This is a genomic window from Cupriavidus sp. OTU4054, from assembly GCF_038440175.1.
Lineage (GTDB): Bacteria > Pseudomonadota > Gammaproteobacteria > Burkholderiales > Burkholderiaceae > Cupriavidus > Cupriavidus pauculus_D.
Genome location: NZ_JASATF010000003.1, coordinates 133,182 through 149,814 on the forward strand (window position 1 = coordinate 133,182; position 16,633 = coordinate 149,814).

The 16,633-nt window shown below is 66.6% G+C and carries 17 protein-coding genes; 9 read left to right on the top strand and 8 right to left on the bottom strand.

Annotated features, from left to right (window positions below):
- Nucleotides 1–58: 58 nt before the first annotated feature.
- The 5 genes from AAHB16_RS05435 to AAHB16_RS05455 all read right to left on the bottom strand — a co-directional run bounded on the left by AAHB16_RS05435 (nt 59) and on the right by AAHB16_RS05455 (nt 5,308).
- On the bottom strand, nt 59–826 hold the full coding sequence (locus tag AAHB16_RS05435) for an alpha/beta fold hydrolase (protein WP_342050305.1): 768 nt from the start codon (nt 824–826) through the stop codon (nt 59–61).
- Entirely contained in the window at nt 823–1,851 is a 1,029-nt protein-coding gene (locus AAHB16_RS05440) for a M14 family zinc carboxypeptidase (RefSeq protein ID WP_150376770.1), read from the bottom strand. The genes AAHB16_RS05435 and AAHB16_RS05440 overlap by 4 nt, the downstream gene beginning before the upstream one ends.
- Nucleotides 1,852–1,869: 18 nt before the next feature.
- Nucleotides 1,870–2,793: a LysR substrate-binding domain-containing protein gene (locus AAHB16_RS05445; RefSeq protein ID WP_150376771.1), complete on the bottom strand. Its 924-nt coding sequence runs from the start codon at nt 2,791–2,793 to the stop codon at nt 1,870–1,872.
- 122 nt (nt 2,794–2,915) lie between these two features.
- Nucleotides 2,916–5,063 (bottom strand): phosphocholine-specific phospholipase C, encoded by a 2,148-nt coding sequence (locus tag AAHB16_RS05450; RefSeq protein WP_342050306.1) that lies wholly within the window; start codon nt 5,061–5,063, stop codon nt 2,916–2,918.
- A 53-nt stretch (nt 5,064–5,116) separates the two neighbouring features.
- On the bottom strand, nt 5,117–5,308 hold the full coding sequence (locus tag AAHB16_RS05455; protein ID WP_150376773.1) for a hypothetical protein: 192 nt from the start codon (nt 5,306–5,308) through the stop codon (nt 5,117–5,119).
- 469 nt (nt 5,309–5,777) lie between these two features.
- On the opposite strand from AAHB16_RS05455, the gene AAHB16_RS05460 reads away from it, so the two are divergent.
- Nucleotides 5,778–6,266, top strand: a complete 489-nt coding sequence (locus AAHB16_RS05460) for a hypothetical protein (RefSeq protein WP_150376774.1) — start codon at nt 5,778–5,780, stop codon at nt 6,264–6,266.
- Between the two features lie 29 nt (nt 6,267–6,295).
- On the opposite strand, the gene AAHB16_RS05465 is transcribed toward AAHB16_RS05460, so the two are convergent.
- A complete protein-coding gene (locus tag AAHB16_RS05465; protein WP_342050307.1) occupies nt 6,296–7,492 on the bottom strand; it encodes a DSD1 family PLP-dependent enzyme in 1,197 nt (398 codons plus the stop codon).
- Between the two features lie 175 nt (nt 7,493–7,667).
- Between AAHB16_RS05465 and AAHB16_RS05470 the strand changes: the two genes are divergently transcribed.
- The 4 genes from AAHB16_RS05470 to AAHB16_RS05485 all read left to right on the top strand — a co-directional run bounded on the left by AAHB16_RS05470 (nt 7,668) and on the right by AAHB16_RS05485 (nt 11,670).
- The gene (locus AAHB16_RS05470; RefSeq protein ID WP_223851636.1) at nt 7,668–9,095 is read left to right on the top strand and encodes a tetratricopeptide repeat protein; all 1,428 of its coding nucleotides are present in this window, start codon (nt 7,668–7,670) and stop codon (nt 9,093–9,095) included.
- A 38-nt stretch (nt 9,096–9,133) separates the two neighbouring features.
- Nucleotides 9,134–9,484: a DUF6152 family protein gene (locus tag AAHB16_RS05475; protein ID WP_150376776.1), complete on the top strand. Its 351-nt coding sequence runs from the start codon at nt 9,134–9,136 to the stop codon at nt 9,482–9,484.
- Between the two features lie 2 nt (nt 9,485–9,486).
- Nucleotides 9,487–9,996, top strand: coding sequence for a hypothetical protein (locus tag AAHB16_RS05480; RefSeq protein ID WP_150376777.1), 510 nt, complete (start codon nt 9,487–9,489; stop codon nt 9,994–9,996).
- A 126-nt stretch (nt 9,997–10,122) separates the two neighbouring features.
- A complete protein-coding gene (locus tag AAHB16_RS05485; RefSeq protein ID WP_342050308.1) occupies nt 10,123–11,670 on the top strand; it encodes a methyl-accepting chemotaxis protein in 1,548 nt (515 codons plus the stop codon).
- Nucleotides 11,671–11,821: 151 nt separating this feature from the next.
- On the opposite strand, the gene AAHB16_RS05490 is transcribed toward AAHB16_RS05485, so the two are convergent.
- Together AAHB16_RS05490 and AAHB16_RS05495 are read right to left on the bottom strand one after the other, a co-directional pair.
- The gene (locus tag AAHB16_RS05490; protein WP_191002307.1) at nt 11,822–12,766 is read right to left on the bottom strand and encodes a hypothetical protein; all 945 of its coding nucleotides are present in this window, start codon (nt 12,764–12,766) and stop codon (nt 11,822–11,824) included.
- 132 nt (nt 12,767–12,898) lie between these two features.
- Complete coding sequence (locus AAHB16_RS05495; protein WP_191002308.1) at nt 12,899–13,057, bottom strand: hypothetical protein; 159 nt, start codon at nt 13,055–13,057, stop codon at nt 12,899–12,901.
- A gap of 202 nt (nt 13,058–13,259) precedes the next feature.
- Between AAHB16_RS05495 and AAHB16_RS05500 the strand changes: the two genes are divergently transcribed.
- The 4 genes from AAHB16_RS05500 to alaC all read left to right on the top strand — a co-directional run bounded on the left by AAHB16_RS05500 (nt 13,260) and on the right by alaC (nt 16,596).
- Nucleotides 13,260–13,916 carry a PadR family transcriptional regulator gene (locus AAHB16_RS05500; protein WP_342050309.1) on the top strand — a complete coding sequence of 219 codons (657 nt, stop codon included), beginning with the start codon at nt 13,260–13,262 and terminating at the stop codon, nt 13,914–13,916.
- 33 nt (nt 13,917–13,949) lie between these two features.
- Nucleotides 13,950–14,762 carry a siderophore-interacting protein gene (locus AAHB16_RS05505; RefSeq protein WP_150376781.1) on the top strand — a complete coding sequence of 271 codons (813 nt, stop codon included), beginning with the start codon at nt 13,950–13,952 and terminating at the stop codon, nt 14,760–14,762.
- 90 nt (nt 14,763–14,852) lie between these two features.
- Complete coding sequence (locus tag AAHB16_RS05510) at nt 14,853–15,242, top strand: hypothetical protein (protein ID WP_150376782.1); 390 nt, start codon at nt 14,853–14,855, stop codon at nt 15,240–15,242.
- A gap of 133 nt (nt 15,243–15,375) precedes the next feature.
- Nucleotides 15,376–16,596 carry an alanine transaminase gene (gene alaC, locus AAHB16_RS05515; protein ID WP_150376783.1) on the top strand — a complete coding sequence of 407 codons (1,221 nt, stop codon included), beginning with the start codon at nt 15,376–15,378 and terminating at the stop codon, nt 16,594–16,596.
- Nucleotides 16,597–16,633 lie beyond the last annotated feature (37 nt).

The window sequence follows — 16,633 nt, forward strand, 5'->3', positions numbered from 1 at the left end:
GCCGCCGTACCCGCAAGACAAGAAACCCCGCTTCGCGGGGTTTTTTTATTGGCGGTCCTTATTGCTGGCTGAAGCGCGCGACCCTCTCGCACACCCAGTGCGGATCGTCATGGGGGAGGTCGTGGCCGGCCCACGGGTGCTGGTGGTGGGCGACCTGCCATGCGGCTTCGAGTTGCCGGGTGCAGATGGGGTTGACGAGGCGGTCTGCCGCCGAGGACAGCAGCAGGGTAGGGCAGGCGGGGCGCGCCGGTTGCGCCTGGTAGCGGGCGGCCGCCATCAGCTGTTGCCACGCGGCACGGCGGGGTACCGGGGCGGACCGCGCGATGGCGACCCATTCGGCGAGGTCCGCGTCGCGGGTGTCGAGCCGTTCGCAGGTCAGCCGGTGGATCGTGCGCTCGCAGCGCACGCGGTCGTCCCAGTGGCGGGCCATCCCGAGCAGTGCGGCCCACGTGTCGGGGCGCAGCCGTTCGGTGACGCCGCTGAACGGGCGCAGGCTCGTATTGACGAGCACGAGGCCCGCGATCTCGTCGGGATATTGCTGGGCCCAGTCCGTGGCGACCATGGCGCCGAGCGACATGGCGAGGACACGATAGGGCGCCTTATAGGGAGCCGTATGAGGCGGCAGCATCGCCTGCCGCGCGGCGGCCCGCACATGTTCGCGTATGCCGCCCACGGTCGCGGGCACGGGCACCCCGCGCTGGGCGCCATTGCCGGGCAGGTCGATCGTGACCGGTCGCCCCAGGCCGTGAGATTCCCACAGCGCCGGCAGCGTGCCCCAGTGGCGCGCCTCACGCGTCAGTCCACGCAGGAAGATCCAGGTCGTCATGGCGCGGGCGGTCCTTCCCAATGCCGGCGCGCCTGCTCGTCCAGCAGCGCGCGCCGTTCGCCCTGCGGCAGCCACCGCTCTGGCGAGAACGCGATGCGGCCGAGAAAGTCGAACAGGCTCACATGCCGCCGAAGCACGCGCGCGGTGCGATGCGCCTTGATCGGGTTGAAGATGCCCGCGCGCGAGAACAGCTGCCGCGGATTCTTCTTGATCCAGAGCCACGACCCGAGCTCGAGCGTCATCGGCAGAAATAGATGCCGCGCGGGCGTGCGGTCATACGCGTAATCCCAGAGGTCGCCGTGCAGCAGATACTGGTGGCTCTGCGGCTCGAACGCATAGCCGTGGTGCGGATGGGCCTGCTCGAACATCGTCTTGAGCAGATACATCTCCGGCAGATGCGGCATATGCGCGTGCGTGCGCGCATACGGAAACCAGATGCTGTCGCGCCAGCCATAGCCCGAGTGGCAATCCACCGCGAAGCTCAGTGGCCGCGACAGCAATTCTTTTTCGACGACGCCAAGCAGTGCCGCGCTCTCCGGCTCCATCGGCGCGCCCGCGCGTCCGCGAAACCACGGCAGCCACGGGCCGATGCGCTGGCCTCCCGCGAGAAACGGCACGCGGGCATCGGCGTTCTGCGGGGCATTGCGCATGAGGTCCACGCCATTCGGATTGGCTCGCCGGCCGGTCCACATGCCGCCCGGGTTGACGATCGGCATGAACACGAGCCGCACGGCCTGCAGTTCGCGATGCAGCAGTTCGTCCCATTGCAGGCGGCACAGCAGCGCGCGCATATAGTCGAGCACCAGTTGCGTGCCGATGCGTTCGAGCCCGTGAATGCCGCCGAAGATGCCGATGGCTGGCGCGTCGGGCGAGTCGGAGCCGAGCGCGGCCACATGCACGCCGAATGCGCGATCGCCGACGGCCACGCTGCAGACCTCGCGCACCTCGAACCACGATGCGCCCAGCTCCAGCAGTGTCATCAGTTGGTCATACTCGGGAAAGCCGGCGGGGCCCGTCGCGGTCATGAGGAGATCATCGGGCAGTCATGATTCGTGCGTTGGCGTGCGATCGCGCAATCCGTTCACTATAGGCGTCCCCGCGGCGGGTGTGGGCAGCACCACGCAATCGAGCAGGGCCGTGACGAGACGCGTGGCGCGCCGCGCCTGCAGGCAGTACAGATATTCGTGGATGACAGGCGATGGCCCCGCGAACGGAATCGCGCGTAGCGACGGATCGCGCGGCACCTCGCCCACGGGCATCACGCTGACGCCGAGGTTGTGGCGAATGGCCTCGCAGATGGCCTCGCGGCTGCCGATTACCGTATGCGGCGGCAGTTCGAGGCTGGCGGCGGCCAGCGCGGTCTCGGTGGCCTCGCGGGTCATGGAGCCGCGCTCGCGCACGAGCAGGTGGTGGCGTGCGAGTTCGGCGATGTCGATGCGTGCCTCGCGTGCCAGCGCATGATCGGGATGCGCGACCACGACGGTCGGGTCTGCGGCGAGCATCACGCGCGTCAGCCGGTCGTCGTCCACCGCATGGGAAGACACCGCGGCGTCGATGCGATAGTCGAACAGCGCGTCGAGCACGGTCTTGGAGTTGCCGGTCTCGAGCGTGACGCCGATATCGGGATAACGCTGGCGGAACGCGGCGATGCTGCGCAGGATGTAGAACGGCCCGGTGGCACCGATGCGCAGCTTGCCGAAGCGCAGGCTGCCGGCATTGCGGAGCAGGAAATCGGCGTCGCCTTCCTGCTGCATCATCTGTTCGGCAAGCGGCATCAGCGCGATGCCGACATCGCTGAGATCGACGCGGCTCGCGCGGCGGTGGAACAACTCGACACCGTAGATTTCTTCCAGTTGGCGGATGCGGCCCGTGACGGTGGGTTGGCTGATGCGGAGCTGCCTGGCAGCGGTGGTGATGCTGCCCTGGCGCGCGACTTCGAAGAAGGTCACCAGCAGGTCACCAAGCATGTAGGGTCTGATCGAGGCGGGACGACCAGCGAGAGTAACGTGCGATTGTGACAATCTGGAGACGACATGATGCCCCGCGCTTCATGAAAGAAGCGCGGGGCGTCGGACATCGGCGGTGACGCCTAGCCGCCCATCGCCGGATCGGACACGCCGTCCTTGCCGTTCTCGAGCCGGCCCGCAAAGCGCCGCGTGAAGCCGCCCTGCGCGGTGGTCACCGTGAAGTCATACCAGTTGCCCTGCGCGGCCAGTGCCCAGTTCCTGTCCACGCTCTTGCCCGCCGGCACCGCGACGGTCTCGGGGCTGAAGCCGGGGTAGGCGTTCGGCGTGATCGTGAACGTGCACGCCGTGGCGCCGCGATTGATCAGCGTGAGGTAGACGTTGGCGTTGGCTTCGTCGTAGCAGACGCGGATTTCCGGCGCGGAAGCGCCCGACCCCGTTGCCGTGCTCGCATCGCCCGAGAACGAACGATGGAAACCGTTGGGGCCGACCACCCACAGGTCGTAGCGGCCGTTCAGCAGCGTGAACACGTCCCACCTGGCGTCGATCTCCTTGCCCGGGTCCACCGCATAGCGGCGCGGCACGTCCGCGAGGTGCAGCTTGTCGTAGACGTGGAATACCGCCGCCTGCGTGCCGTCGTTCTTGAACTTGAGCCACATCGCGCGATTGACCGGGTCTTCCAGGCCGCTCACGTGCAGCGTGTAGGGCAGCTTGCGCGATGGCCGCGTGCCGGCGGCCTGCTTCGGCAGCACCTGTGCGGCCACCGTCGGCTGCGCGATCTGCGGCAGCGCTTCCTGCGCGGTGCGCAGGTTGTCCGCATCGGCCTTCTGCATGGTCGGCAGCGTGGGCAGCGCGTTGGCATTGGGGTTCACGAAGTCGAACGCGCTGGTCAGGTCGCCCATTACCGCGCGGCGGTACGCGCTGATATTGCTCTCCACCACGCCGAAGCGGGCTTCGAGGAAGCGCAGCACCGACGTATGGTCGAACACCTGCGAATTGACCCAGCCGCCGCGGCTCCACGGCGATACCACGTACATGGGCACGCGCGGGCCGGGACCGTAGGGCTGCTTCGTCGTGTGGTACTCGCCATCCGTGCTCATCGTGGCGGCGCCGATCGGCTGGCCGCTGGCGTCGAGCGCGGGCACGGCCGGGGGCGGCACGTGGTCGTAGAAGCCGTCGTTCTCGTCGAAGTTGATGAACAGCACGGTACGCGCCCAGATATCGGGGTTGGCCGTCAGCGCGTCGAGTACCTGCTGCGTGTACCAGGCCCCCTGCACGGGGCTCGAGGGCCCGGGGTGCTCCGAGTACGTGGCCGGGGCCACGATCCACGACACCTGCGGCAGCTGGCCCGCGGCGATATCGTCGCGCAGCGCCTGCAAAAAGCCGCCGTCGGGCATCGTGTTGCCAATGCCCTTGTAGAGCGGGCTCACGGCCTCGTCGGCGGTCGTGTACGCGGGATACGGCGCGCCGTTGATCTGGTTGCCGCGCGCGGCGTTGGCGGCGCGATATTGCTGGAAACCCGCGAGCGGGTTGTCCGTGAAGTTGTCCGGCATGTTCTGGTAAACCTTCCAGCTCACGCCCGCTTCCTGCAGGCGCTCCGGATAGGTCTTCCAGGTGTAGTTGATATTCGTGGCTTCGAGCGAGTCGCCGCTGTTGTCGATGACGGGGCCGCCATGCGCGCCGGTCGGATCGTTCGTGCCGGTCCAGTGGAACAGGCGGTTGGTGTTGGTGCCGCCGTGGAAGCTGCAGTGGTATGCGTCGCAGATCGTGAAGGCGTTGGCCAGCGCGTACTGGAAGCCCGCTTCCGCTTCGGTGTAGTACCCCATCGATTGCGGCTGCTTGAACGTAGGCCAGCGGTTCATGCGGCCGAGGTCCCATGCGTTCTGCGCGTCGGGGAAGCTGTGCGGCGTGCCGTTGACGCGCTGCGCGTTGCCCTTGCTGCTGTCGAGGTGATACGGCGTGAGGGTGCGCGTGACGCCCGTGCTGGCGTTGATGTACGTCTGCTGAAAAACGTTGAGACCGCCGGCGAGCGGAATCGGGAAGCGGTCACCGAAGCCGCGCACGCCCTTGAGGGCGCCGAAGTAATTGTCGAAGGAACGGTTCTCCTGCATGAGGACAACCACGTATTCCACGTCGCGGATGGACTTCGTGGCGTTGTTGGCGGGAATGGCCATTGCGCGGCGGATGGCTGGCGGGAAGGCGGCGAGGGCGGCCGTGGCGGCGACGCCGGAGCCTGCCATCTTCAGAAAGTTGCGTCGGCTGTTCGAGTTCATGGCGAGTCGATGAGGTTGCTTGCCGGTAGGCGTTTGGGGGGGCGATGCGGGCCTCAGGGCGCGCACTTCATCTGGGGCGTGACGGTGCCCGGTGGCGTGGTGCCGCCACCGGCGGGCGGCGTGGTGGGATTGCTGCCGTTATCGGCATCGCTGCCGCCGCAGGCGGCGAGCGCGGCGCAGAGCGCCAGGGCGGCCAGCGGCGCGAACGGGCGCGCGCGGGTCAGGGTACGAAGGACGAAGGTCATGGTGGGGTTCTCTCTTGCGGAGGACGGGACGTACGCTGCAGATCGTAGGAAGGGGCGTTTTCGCCGCAATGACATTCGGCGCAAGAATGCCGATGTCGGTATTGACGCTTTTGTGTGTCGTGTTTGTGACGTGGACGACATGTGATCGATGCATCGCAGCGTCGGGTTTTGTGCGAAAAACCGCGGCAGATACCAAACAGGTGCTGCGACGCAGCAATGGCTGTGCTATGGTTTTTAGACTTCGCCCTCTACTCAAGGCCTGCGCGGCACGAGTGCGGATCGGCTATGGTCTTGCCCTACGATCTGAGAACCCGCGCTGGCACTGGCTTTGCGGGTGACAAAGGGGTCTGGAATGCGGGTTCGCGCCGCCAGGTGGTGCACACGTCATGCGCTCCAGCCCTGCTTGTAAACACGCCCTTTGGTCACCAATGTGGCTGTAGAAGGGACGTTTGCAGGGAGCTGCTTGGAAATGGATGCTGATTCACCTTATGTCTGGCACTACACGGTAGGCACGCCGCTGGCGGCCATCGCGCGTTCGGGGCAGCTCGTGCCCGGCGCCGGGGGCGCGTGCGGACACGCGGCCGAACCGTGCCAGAAGATCCTGTGGTTCTCGCGGAACCAGCAATGGGATCCGTCGGCGAGCAAGGACGACAAGCTGCGCGCGGACGCGCGCGGCCTGAGCCGCGCGGCGCTGCATGCGCGCTTCGGTCTCTACCGGTTCGGATTACGGGCCGACGACCGCCGGCTGTTACCGTGGCCGACCGTCACGCGGGTGGCGGACATGGATGTACCCGACGCGATGACGATGGTCGCGAGTGGGCTGCGCTGTGGCGCGGCACCCACGGACTGGATCGGGACGCTCACCGATGTCCCCGTGAGCGACCTTGTGTTCGAGGCATGGAATGGCCGCGGCTGGATCGCCGCGGACCTGTACGAGCTGGCGGCCCAGCTCGCCTGATACGGTTGTTTGAGTTTTAGCGGCTGAATCTAGCGGCTGAACCCGCGCGCGGCGATCGGCCAGACGGCCTCCACCACTCCCGCGCGCACGCAGACGAGGTCGTCGTAAAGGTTCAGCGTCGGGTCGCAATGGCCCGGCACGAGCAGCACGCGGCTGCCGAGCGCCGGCAGCGCATCGATCCCACCCCCCTCCGCCACGGGCTTCACGATGCCATGCTCGTCGTTGGCCGCGGTGTACACCAGCGTTTGCGAGGGCGCGTTTGCCTGCTCGCTCCACACCCACGGCAGGCCCGAATCCACGGCCATCGACTTGAGCCCGGCGTCGAGGATCACGCGGTCGCCCGCGGCCACGCTCATTACCGTGCTCGCGATAAACAGGCCGTGCGCGAAGCGCATCGTGCCCGTAAAGGCGTTGCTGGCGTAGTCGGCGTCCATGAACACGTACGAACCGGGCTGGATCTCGGTATAGACCCCGCTCTGCAGGTCGAACTCCACGCTGCCGCTGCCGCCACCGGTGACCACTTCGCATTCCACGCCGGCCGCGCGCAGTTCGGCGACCACGGCGGCCGTGCGGGCGGCCGCGCTGGCCGCCGCATCGCGGCGCTCGTTCCAGTCGCGAAGATGCTGGATGCCGCCGTGATAGGCCTGCAGCCCGCGCATATGCAGGCGCTCGAAGGTGGCGATACGCTGGGCCAGGCGCAGCGCCGCGGGCGCGTCGGGCACGCCGCAGCGGCCCTGGCCCACGTCGATTTCCACGAAGACATCGAGCCGGCTGTCGGCGCGGTCGCATGCCGCCGCGAGCACGTCGATCTGCGCGACGTCGTCCACGCATACGCTCAGGCGCGCATGCCGCGCGAGCTTCGCGAGCAGATCGGCCTTGGCGGGGTTTGCGGGGTTCAGCGCGACCTCGTTGCTGATATGGATGTCCGTGACGCCCGCGGCGACGAACGGCAGCGCCTCGCTGACCTTCTGGCAGCACACGCCCACCGCGCCGCGCGCGATCTGCGCGAGCGAGATGTCGGGGCATTTGTGGGCCTTGGCGTGCGGGCGCAGCTTGATGCCGGCGGCATCGGCCGCGGCCTGCATGCGATCGAGGTTGGCCTCGAAGGCGTCGAGGTCCAGCACCAGCGAAGGAGTGTCGATATCGGCGACGGACTGGCCCGGGCAGGCCGCGGCGGGAAGAGTCAGGGACACGGCTTCGTAGGTGTCGCGGGAGGCGGAGCGCATGGGCGTGGCAGTGGCATGGAGGAGCGAGGAGCGTAGCATGGGTGCCTGCAAGTGTGGAGAGGGACGCCTGGCGCGGGCGGCCTCCCGCCGCCTTCGGGGGCCGGCCCGCCTTGCGCCGGCGCGCCTGTTGACTACGATGAGGGGATGTCCGCGCAGACGACGACAAGGGGACGCGATGGCACAGACGGACTTCAGGGGCCTGCACGTATCGCCCGCGAGCGCGCATTCGCTCGAGCGGTACGAGGCCGCGCTCAACCTGCTGCATGGGTATTACGGCGATCCGCTGTCCGTGATCGACGGCGCGCTGGTCGACGATCCCGACTTCGCGATGGGCCACGCACTGCGTGCCGGCCTGATGGTGACGTCCGGCGACGGGACCGCGGAGCCGATGCTGCGGCAGAGCGTGGAAGCGGGCGAGGCGCTGGGCGCGCGCGCCAACGAGCGCGAACGCCGGCATTTCGCGGCGGCGCGGGCCTGGCTCGACGGACGGTTCTCGCAGGCCGTGCAGGCCTACGGCGATATCGCCGTCGATTATCCGCACGATATCCTTGCGATTCAGGTCGCGCATATCGGCGATTTCCTGCTGGGCCAGTCGAGCATGCTGCGCGATCGCATCGCGCAGGTGCTGCCGCACTGGAATGCGAACGTGCCCGGCTACAGCTATCTGCTGGGCATGCATGCGTTCGGGCTCGAGGAGATGCAGCGGTACGAGGATGCCGAGGCGCGCGGGCGCGAGGCCGTGGCGCTCAACCCGCGCGATCCGTGGGCGATCCACGCGGTGGCGCATGTCATGGAGATGCAGGGGCGCCTCGACGCCGGCGTCGATTGGCTGACCGCGCGCCGCGAGGACTGGGCCGAGGACAACATGCTCGCCGTCCACAACTGGTGGCACCTCGCGTTGCTGTTGCTCGAACGCGAGCAGCACGATGCGGTGCTCGCGCTCTACGACGATCATGTCGCGCGGCCCGCGCCGGCGGTCGCGCTCGACCTCGTGGATGCCGCCGCGCTGCTGTGGCGGCTGCATCTGCGCGGCGTGGACGTGGGCAACCGCTGGATCGACGTGGCCGACGACTGGCAGTCGCGGGGCGCGGCTGGATACTATGCGTTCAACGACGTGCATGCGATCATGGCGTGTCTCGGAGCCGGGCGCATCGACGATGTGGCGGCCCTGCACGCTGCCATGCAGGAGGCGGCGGCACAGGGCGGCGCGGGCAATGCGCACCACGCGGGCAACACCAACAGCACGATGACGGCCGAGGTCGGGCTGCCCGTGGCCGAGGCGTTGATCGCGTTCGATCGCGGCGATCATGACAAGGCGATTGCGCGGTTGATGCCAGTGCGGCAGATCTGCCATCGCTTCGGCGGCAGTCACGCGCAGCGCGACGTCTTCACGCTGACGCTGATCGAGGCGGCGCTGCGCGGCGGCCGCGCGAATCTTGCCGATGCCTTGCTGGCCGAGCGTGCCGCGCTCAAGGCGATGAATCCCGCGCTCGGCACGATGATGCGGCGCGCGCGGACGTTGCGCGAGCCCGGTGGATTGTCCTCGGCGACGCCCGACAGTATTGCGCACCCGCCGCCGGAGTCGCCGCGGTTTGATGCCTGAAGTTTGACGCCTGAAGTCTTTCGACAAGGAGTGTTCGCATGCACCATCCCCGTCGTTTGTTGCTGTCGCTCGCGTTCGCCGTCAGCCTGCCGGCTTTCGCGCATCATGGCTGGTCCACCTATGACGATACCAGGCCGCTGACCGTGACCGGCAAGGTCGTCGAAAGCCACTACAGCAATCCGCACGCCACGATTACCGTCGAAGCGAGTGGCAAGCGATGGTTCGCGGTGCTCGCGCCCGTCTCGCGCATGGAGTCGCGCGGCGCCACCGCCGACAAGGTCGCCGTCGGCCGCGAAGTCACGATGGTGGGCTACGCCAGCAAGGAGAAGGCCGACGAGATGCGGGTCGAGCGCATCACGCTCGACGGCAAGACGGTCGAGTTGCGCTGACGGTGGCGACCCCGGTCGCTGTCACCGAGTGGGCCGCCCAGCTTGCGGCGCTGCCCGTATCGGCCACGCTGCGTGCGTCCGCGTGGGCCTATCCGATCGTCGAGATTTTTCATCTCGCTGGCATGGCGCTGCTGTTCGGCTCGATCGTCGTCGTCGATATGCGGCTGGCGGGGTTCGGCCGGCAGTTGCCGGTCACCGTGCTGCTGCGCCATGCGCTGCCGCTATCGGTCGTCGGCTTCCTGCTGATCGCCGCGAGCGGCGTGCTGCTGTTTCTTGCGCATGCCGACGACCTGGTCGGCAACCGCGCATTCGTCGTCAAGACCCTGCTTGTGCTGCTCGGGCTGGCCAATGCGGCGTGGTTCCATATGGGGCCGTATCGCGAGCTGCTGCGGCCCGGCAGCCGCTGGGAAGCCGGTGGAACGCCTCCGGCGGGCGCGCGGCTCTGTGCGTGGATCTCGCTCGTGACGTGGGGGCTCGTGATTTGCGCGGGACGGTTGATTGCTTATATGTAGTCTCTGCCGTCAAGTGCAGAATCGCAGAAGTTTGATGTAACGCAAACGTGTGCGTGGAAGGTCTCAAGGTTCGGGGCGAGGCGTCGTTAAGCCGGTACCGACTGATCGATCGAATCTGACAACTCCATGCAAAACGTAAGCATCCGCCACGGCCTGCTGGCAACGCTGGCGATTTTCGGCCTTATGCTCGTTCTTGGCGCCGCCCTCGGCGTGCTCGAACTGCGCGAGTCGAAGTCCTCCCTCGAACGCGCGCATCTGGTGGCTTCCCGCGCGCTGCTGCTCAACGACGCCTACAAGGACATGATGCGGGCGCGCTCGGCGCTCACGCGCGCCTACAGCTCCAGCAAGGAGAACGGCAAGGTCAGCGACGAGGCGCTCGGCATGGCGGACAAGTTCATCGCCAAGTCGAAGGAGGAGCTCGACGCGTTCGAGAAGGCCGATACCTTCGCGGGGCAGGATGCGAGCACGCGCGAGGACATCATTGCCGTGGCCCGCGGGCATATCGATGCGGGGCAGCGCGCGGTGGCGGCGCTGCGCAAGGATGACACCGCGGGCTATACCGCGATCAACGAGAAGGACATCGTCGGCTTCGGCACGAAGCATTCGGCCGGTGTCGAGCGGTTCCAGCAACTGGCGTTGCGCCTCAATGACGAGGAACTGGCGCGCAGCCAGACGCGTTATCAGCGCGTGATCGTGCTTGTGATCCTCGGGCTGACGCTGTCGGCCGCGCTGATCGTGGCCGTGCATCTGGCGCTGCGCAGCCTCGTGGTGGCGCCGCTGACCAAGGCATCGGACCTGCTGATGCGCGTGGCCGAGGGCGATCTGACGATTACCGTGCCCAGGGCCGGCACCAACGAGATCGGGCAGGTGCTCGACGCGCTCGCGCGCATGCAGCATGGGCTGACGGAGACGGTGCTCAAAGTGCGGGCGAGCTCCGATGCGGTGACGATCGGCGCGCGCGAGATCGCGGCGGGGAATACGGACCTGTCGTCGCGTACGGAGCAGCAATCGTCGGCGCTGGAGGAAACGGCGGCGAGCATGGAGCAGCTGACCTCGACCGTGAGCAACAACGCCGACAGCGCCTCGCGCGCGAGCGAACTGGCCAGCAGCGCGGCCCAGCTGGCCACGCGGGGCGGGGAGGTGGTGCGCGGCGTGGTGCAGACGATGAGCGAGATCAACACGAGCTCGCAGAAGATCGTGGACATTATCGGCGTGATCGACGGCATCGCCTTCCAGACCAACATCCTGGCGCTGAACGCCGCGGTGGAAGCCGCGCGGGCCGGCGAACAGGGCCGCGGATTCGCCGTGGTCGCCGGCGAAGTCCGCGCGCTCGCACAGCGCAGCGCCGGTGCCGCGAAGGAAATCAAGGCACTGATCGATTCGTCGGTCGGCAAGGTCGACGCCGGCAGCGTGCAGGTGGAGCAGGCCGGCAGCACGATCGGCGAGATCGTCTCCGAGGTCCGCCGCCTGGCCGACCTCGTGAACGAAATCTCGGCGGCATCGGGCGAGCAGTCGTCGGGCATCGCACAGGTGAGCTCGGCGGTGTCGCAGATGGAACAGGTCAACCAGCAGAACGCCGCACTGGTCGAACAGGCCGCGGCCGCGGCCGATTCGCTGGAAGCCCAGGCCAACCAGCTGTCGTCGGCGGTGATGACTTTCAAGCTGGCGGCGTAGGGGCTTGTTGAGGACGCGGCGGCGGCCGTCTCATATGCGCCAAAACGATGACTCGTATGAGCAGGGGATGCCACGTGGGTAGGGGGAATGGATCCACAGGCCGAACTCCGCGCGGTTCCGTTCGCCCAGCGCAGTTGCCTGTAGCGCGTCCTTAGAAACTCGCCGCGAAACCGAACGACACGCCGGAGACGTTGTTGCCGAACACGTACCGCACCACGGCGCGGATGCGGGTCACGAAGACTTCGTGGGCGCTCGTGTCCAGTTCCAGTCCCGTGCCGACCGTGGTCAGGTAGTTGAAGCCCAGTGCGCCGGCCTGGTTGCCAAAGTACTGCGAGTGGGAGAGCTCCAGCACATAGCGGACCGGGCGGTCGAGGGCGCGGAGGCCGGTGGGGGCGCGCCAGCGTGCGTAAAGGCTGGCGGTCTGCGCGGCCGAGGACGCGCCGATGCCATACGATGTCCCGAAGCTGCGCAGATAGATGTTCGTGTAGCGCAGTTCCAGATCGAGATCGTTCTCGCCGCGGTGGCTCTCCCAATCCAGCATCACCGATCCGCCTATCCCATAGGCGTTCATCGATCCATCCTCGAGAAACATGATGTCGCGGTCGGTCTTCTGTTCGACCGCGAACTTGGCCACCGAGATATCGCTTGCGACGCGTCCGATCGATGCGTTGAGGATGGGCCGGAACACCAGCTCCTTGCTCTCGGTCAGCGGAAAATCCCAGCCCACCCCGACGGTGCCCGCGAACGTGTTCCATTTGGTCGGCACGCGGCGCGTTTCCTGGCCATTCGAGGCGACAAAGGTCGGGTCGTACCGGTTGTAGGCTACCGAGCCCTCGAGGTATAGCGGGAACGACTTGCTGAGCGTAAAGCCGCCGCCGAGCTGCCAGAGCGTGATATCGGGATTATCGGTACTGGTATTGCTGATGGACAGCGAACTGGACGCCAGATCGGGCACGACCGCGAACGACATCAGCGTCAGCACCGCATTCGCCTGCTTCTGGACGTTGGCGCCGACGATGCCGAACGTCTGCGCGCGCGACGGCGCCGGCGAAGCGAGCAGGCTCATCGTCAGCAGGATGGTCAGGAGGACTCGCATGTGCACGTTCTTGTCGCGCATGGGTGGATTGATCTTCCGTCATCCGCTCCCGAGATTGAAGTGAATCTTTTCCTCGGCGCAGGAAATATCTTCGACGCCGGTGACGACGTTCAAGCCGGCGGCGCAGCGCGCTTAACCCTTGCCGACATCCGAAACGATGGCGATGAAGTTGTCGATCATTGCGCTGCGCGCGCTACGAAGCGAGACCGCGGCAACGGGGTAGGTGATGGGGGTGCCGTCCTCGTGGACCAGATCGACGTATGCGATGCCCTGCAGCTGGAACGCTCGCATGTACGGGGAGCTCTATCACGCCAAGGGGGTGGCGGCGGAACTCCGCAATGCGCTGCTGTCGCAGACGAGCGCGGCTCAGGCCCGCCAGCATCTGTCCTGGCTGTTCCATGGCATCTAGCCGGCGCGCTTTCGCAGCCTCGCCTTGACCTTTTTTGTCGCTCTGTATATCGTAAGATATGTTTTACGATATTCGGAGCGACGCATGCGTCACCTTCATCAGCATTTTCATGCCCACCTGCACAAACTGCGCGCGCACATGATGCATCGCCATGGCGGCGGGTTCTGGAGCAGCGGCGGCCGCCCCGAATGGGACGGCGGCGACGGGGCGGACGGATTTGGCTCGGACGACGGCTGGCGGCGCGGGCGGAAGTTCAGCGCCGAAGACCTCCAGCTGCTGCTGCTGTCGCTGCTCGAGGAAAAGCCTTCGCATGGGTACGAGCTGATCAAGGCGCTCGAGACCCGGACCGGTGGGTTCTACAAGCCGAGTCCCGGCGTGGTCTACCCCGCGCTGACGTTTCTCGAGGACCTCGGGTATGCGAGCGTCGATGCGGAGGGCAACAAGAAGCTGTATCGGATTACCGAGACCGGCGTTGCCTATCTGGAAACGCATCGCGAACGCGTGGCATTGATGGTTGGCAAGCTGCGGCACGTGGCCAAGAAGATGGACTGGATGCGGCGCGCGATGACGGGCATGCCGCAGCAGGATCCCGAGCAGGGCGGCTGGCTGCCGGAGTTCGTTGAGGCGCGCATGCGGCTCAAGCGCGCGCTGGCGCTGGCGACCGACGCCGCGCCGGACGAGCAGCGGCGGATTATCGCCATCCTCGATCGTGCCGCGCGCGAGATCGAGAACAAGGGCTGAGCCTGCCATATCGACACCACTGGATACCCCTATATGAATGCTCCACGCGATCTGACCGTTCAACGTGTTCGCCATACGCTTCGCATGCGCCAGCTTCAGGTGCTGCGCGTCCGGAAAATATCGTCGCAACTGCTGCGCGTAACGCTCGGCGGTCCCGACCTTGCCGACTTCGTGTCCGCATCGTTCGACGACCATATCAAGGTGTTTTTCCCGGCGGCGGGGCAGGAGAAGCCCGTGCTGCCGGAGGTGGGACCCGAGGGGATCACGTTCCCCGAAGGGGCAACGCGCCCGCAGGCGCGCGACTACACGCCGCGTCGCTACGACCCGGTGGCCCAGGAACTCGATATCGAGTTCGTGCTGCACGGCGACGGGCCCGCTTCCACATGGGCCGCGCAGGCGCGGCCGGGCCAGTACCTCGGCGTCGGCGGTCCGCGCGGTTCGTTCGTGATTCCGCGCGAGTTCGACTGGCATCTGCTGATCGGCGACGACACCGCGCTGCCCGCGATCGGGCGGCGCCTGGAAGAGCTCGGGACCGATGCGCGCGCGGTGGTCGTGCTCGAAGTGTCCGACGCGGGGTCGCATATCCCGCTCGTGACGGGACCGAATATCGAGGTGCATTGGGTCCATCGCGAGGATCGTCCCGAAGGCAGCATGCTGCTGCCCACGCTGCGCTGGGTCAGCCTGCCCGAAGGCGATGGCTACGTGTGGGCCGCGGGCGAGGGCGCGGCCATGCGCGAGGTGCGCAAGTACCTCGTGGAAGAGCGTGGCGTCGACAAGTCGCGCATTCGAGCATCGGCCTACTGGAAGCGCGGCAATGCCGCCGTGCACGAGACGATCGACGATTGAGCGAATGAGCGTTTGAGCGACTGAGCAATTGCAGCGCAATGCGGAAGGCGGGCGGCTACACTGCAAGCACGCCCATCCTCCGGAGATGCCATGTCGCTGCCTCGCGCCCGCCTGTCTGCCGTCGTCATCGCCCTCGGTTTGCCATTGGCCGCCTGCGCGCCGGACTCGGTCCGCAACTTCGAGGCCAAAGGGTTCAACCAGTACGTGGACCGTATCCAGAACACCTGTGCCGACGCCACGCTCGGCACGCATCCTGTCGGCGAGTGGCTGCGCACGGGCAGCGACGAGAGCGATAGCGAGTACGTCTACTGGCTCGACCAGACGTCGCGGCTGTACTACCAGCGCATCAGCGTGCCCGAGTATCGCGCATCGATCGCGGGCGCGATGGGCGGCGACCAGGTCAATGCCGATGCGCTCAACTGCATCGTGCGGCTGCTGCCGCCCGATCGTCCGTATCGTCCCTCGGGCGTGTCGTGGTGAGATCGCGATAAAAGTGTGAAAGAGGGAGTTGTGCAAACGCGCGCCGCTGCGTAATATCGGTTCCCGGTGGTCGAGACAACAGCCACCGACGTCGCTCGGACGGTTCCGGGCGCTTACGTAAAAGGACTCCTCCATGGCCGCCGATTCTTCCGGCAAGCGCCGCTTTGCGCGCATCGATCGTCTCCCCCCGTACGTCTTCAATATCACCGCCGAGCTCAAGATGGCCGCCCGCCGCCGTGGCGAGGACATCATCGACATGAGCATGGGCAACCCCGATGGCGCGACACCGCCGCATATCGTGGCGAAGCTCGTCGACGCGGCCCAGCGGCCGGACACGCATGGCTACTCGGCATCGAAGGGCATTCCGCGGCTGCGCCGCGCGATCTCGCACTGGTATCGCGACCGGTATGGCGTGGATATCGATCCCGATACCGAGGCCATCGCCACAATTGGCTCGAAGGAAGGGCTTGCGCATCTGATGCTCGCCACGCTCGATCGCGGCGATACGGTGCTGGTGCCGGACCCGAGCTATCCGATCCATATCTACGGCGCCGTCATCGCGGGCGCGGATATTCGCTCGGTGCCGATGACGGCGGACATCGATTTCTTTGCCGAACTCGAGCGCGCGATTCGCGGCAGCTATCCGAAGCCGAAGATGATCGTGCTGGGTTTTCCGTCGAACCCGACCGCGGCCTGCGTGGAGCTGGATTTCTTCGAGCGCGTGATCGCGCTGGCGCGCAAGCACGATATCTTCGTCGTGCACGACCTCGCGTATGCGGACATCGTGTTCGATGGATGGAAGGCGCCTTCGATCATGCAGGTGCCTGGGGCCAAGGACATTGCGGTGGAGTTCTTCACGCTGTCCAAGAGCTACAACATGGCGGGCTGGCGTATCGGCTTTATGGTCGGCAATCCGGATCTCGTGAACGCGCTGACGCGCATCAAGAGCTATCACGATTACGGCACGTTCACGCCATTGCAGGTGGCGGCGATCAGCGCGCTCGAGGGCGATCAGCAGTGCGTGAAGGAGATTGCCGCGCAGTACCAGTCGCGGCGCGATGTGCTGGCGCGCGGGTTGATCGAGGCGGGCTGGCCTGTGGAGATTCCCAAGGCGTCGATGTATATCTGGGCGCGGATTCCCGAGCCGTATCGCGCGCTCGGTTCGCTCGAGTTCGCCAAGCAGTTGCTGGCGAAGGCCAAGGTGTCGGTGTCGCCGGGGATTGGCTTTGGCGACTATGGCGACGAGCATGTGCGATTCGCGCTGATCGAGAACGAGTCGCGGATTCGTCAGGCGGTGCGGGGTATCAAGGCGATGTTTCGTGCGGATGGGTTGATCAAGCCGGTCGCGGCTTGACCGGTGCGATGCGCGCCCCTCTCCGGCGGGAGAGGGG

What these genes read in the sequence shown, in the direction of transcription:
- AAHB16_RS05435 (WP_342050305.1), bottom strand. Translation starts at nt 826, where the DNA reads ATGACGACCTGGATCTTCCTGCGTGGACTGACGCGTGAGGCGCGCCAC.
- AAHB16_RS05440 (WP_150376770.1), bottom strand. Translation starts at nt 1,851, where the DNA reads ATGACCGCGACGGGCCCCGCCGGCTTTCCCGAGTATGACCAACTGATG.
- AAHB16_RS05445 (WP_150376771.1), bottom strand. Translation starts at nt 2,793, where the DNA reads ATGCTTGGTGACCTGCTGGTGACCTTCTTCGAAGTCGCGCGCCAGGGC.
- AAHB16_RS05450 (WP_342050306.1), bottom strand. Translation starts at nt 5,063, where the DNA reads ATGAACTCGAACAGCCGACGCAACTTTCTGAAGATGGCAGGCTCCGGC.
- AAHB16_RS05455 (WP_150376773.1), bottom strand. Translation starts at nt 5,308, where the DNA reads ATGACCTTCGTCCTTCGTACCCTGACCCGCGCGCGCCCGTTCGCGCCG.
- AAHB16_RS05460 (WP_150376774.1), top strand. Translation starts at nt 5,778, where the DNA reads ATGGATGCTGATTCACCTTATGTCTGGCACTACACGGTAGGCACGCCG.
- AAHB16_RS05465 (WP_342050307.1), bottom strand. Translation starts at nt 7,492, where the DNA reads ATGCGCTCCGCCTCCCGCGACACCTACGAAGCCGTGTCCCTGACTCTT.
- AAHB16_RS05470 (WP_223851636.1), top strand. Translation starts at nt 7,668, where the DNA reads ATGGCACAGACGGACTTCAGGGGCCTGCACGTATCGCCCGCGAGCGCG.
- AAHB16_RS05475 (WP_150376776.1), top strand. Translation starts at nt 9,134, where the DNA reads ATGCACCATCCCCGTCGTTTGTTGCTGTCGCTCGCGTTCGCCGTCAGC.
- AAHB16_RS05485 (WP_342050308.1), top strand. Translation starts at nt 10,123, where the DNA reads ATGCAAAACGTAAGCATCCGCCACGGCCTGCTGGCAACGCTGGCGATT.
- AAHB16_RS05490 (WP_191002307.1), bottom strand. Translation starts at nt 12,766, where the DNA reads ATGCGAGTCCTCCTGACCATCCTGCTGACGATGAGCCTGCTCGCTTCG.
- AAHB16_RS05495 (WP_191002308.1), bottom strand. Translation starts at nt 13,057, where the DNA reads ATGCGAGCGTTCCAGCTGCAGGGCATCGCATACGTCGATCTGGTCCAC.
- AAHB16_RS05500 (WP_342050309.1), top strand. Translation starts at nt 13,260, where the DNA reads ATGCGTCACCTTCATCAGCATTTTCATGCCCACCTGCACAAACTGCGC.
- AAHB16_RS05505 (WP_150376781.1), top strand. Translation starts at nt 13,950, where the DNA reads ATGAATGCTCCACGCGATCTGACCGTTCAACGTGTTCGCCATACGCTT.
- AAHB16_RS05510 (WP_150376782.1), top strand. Translation starts at nt 14,853, where the DNA reads ATGTCGCTGCCTCGCGCCCGCCTGTCTGCCGTCGTCATCGCCCTCGGT.
- alaC (WP_150376783.1), top strand. Translation starts at nt 15,376, where the DNA reads ATGGCCGCCGATTCTTCCGGCAAGCGCCGCTTTGCGCGCATCGATCGT.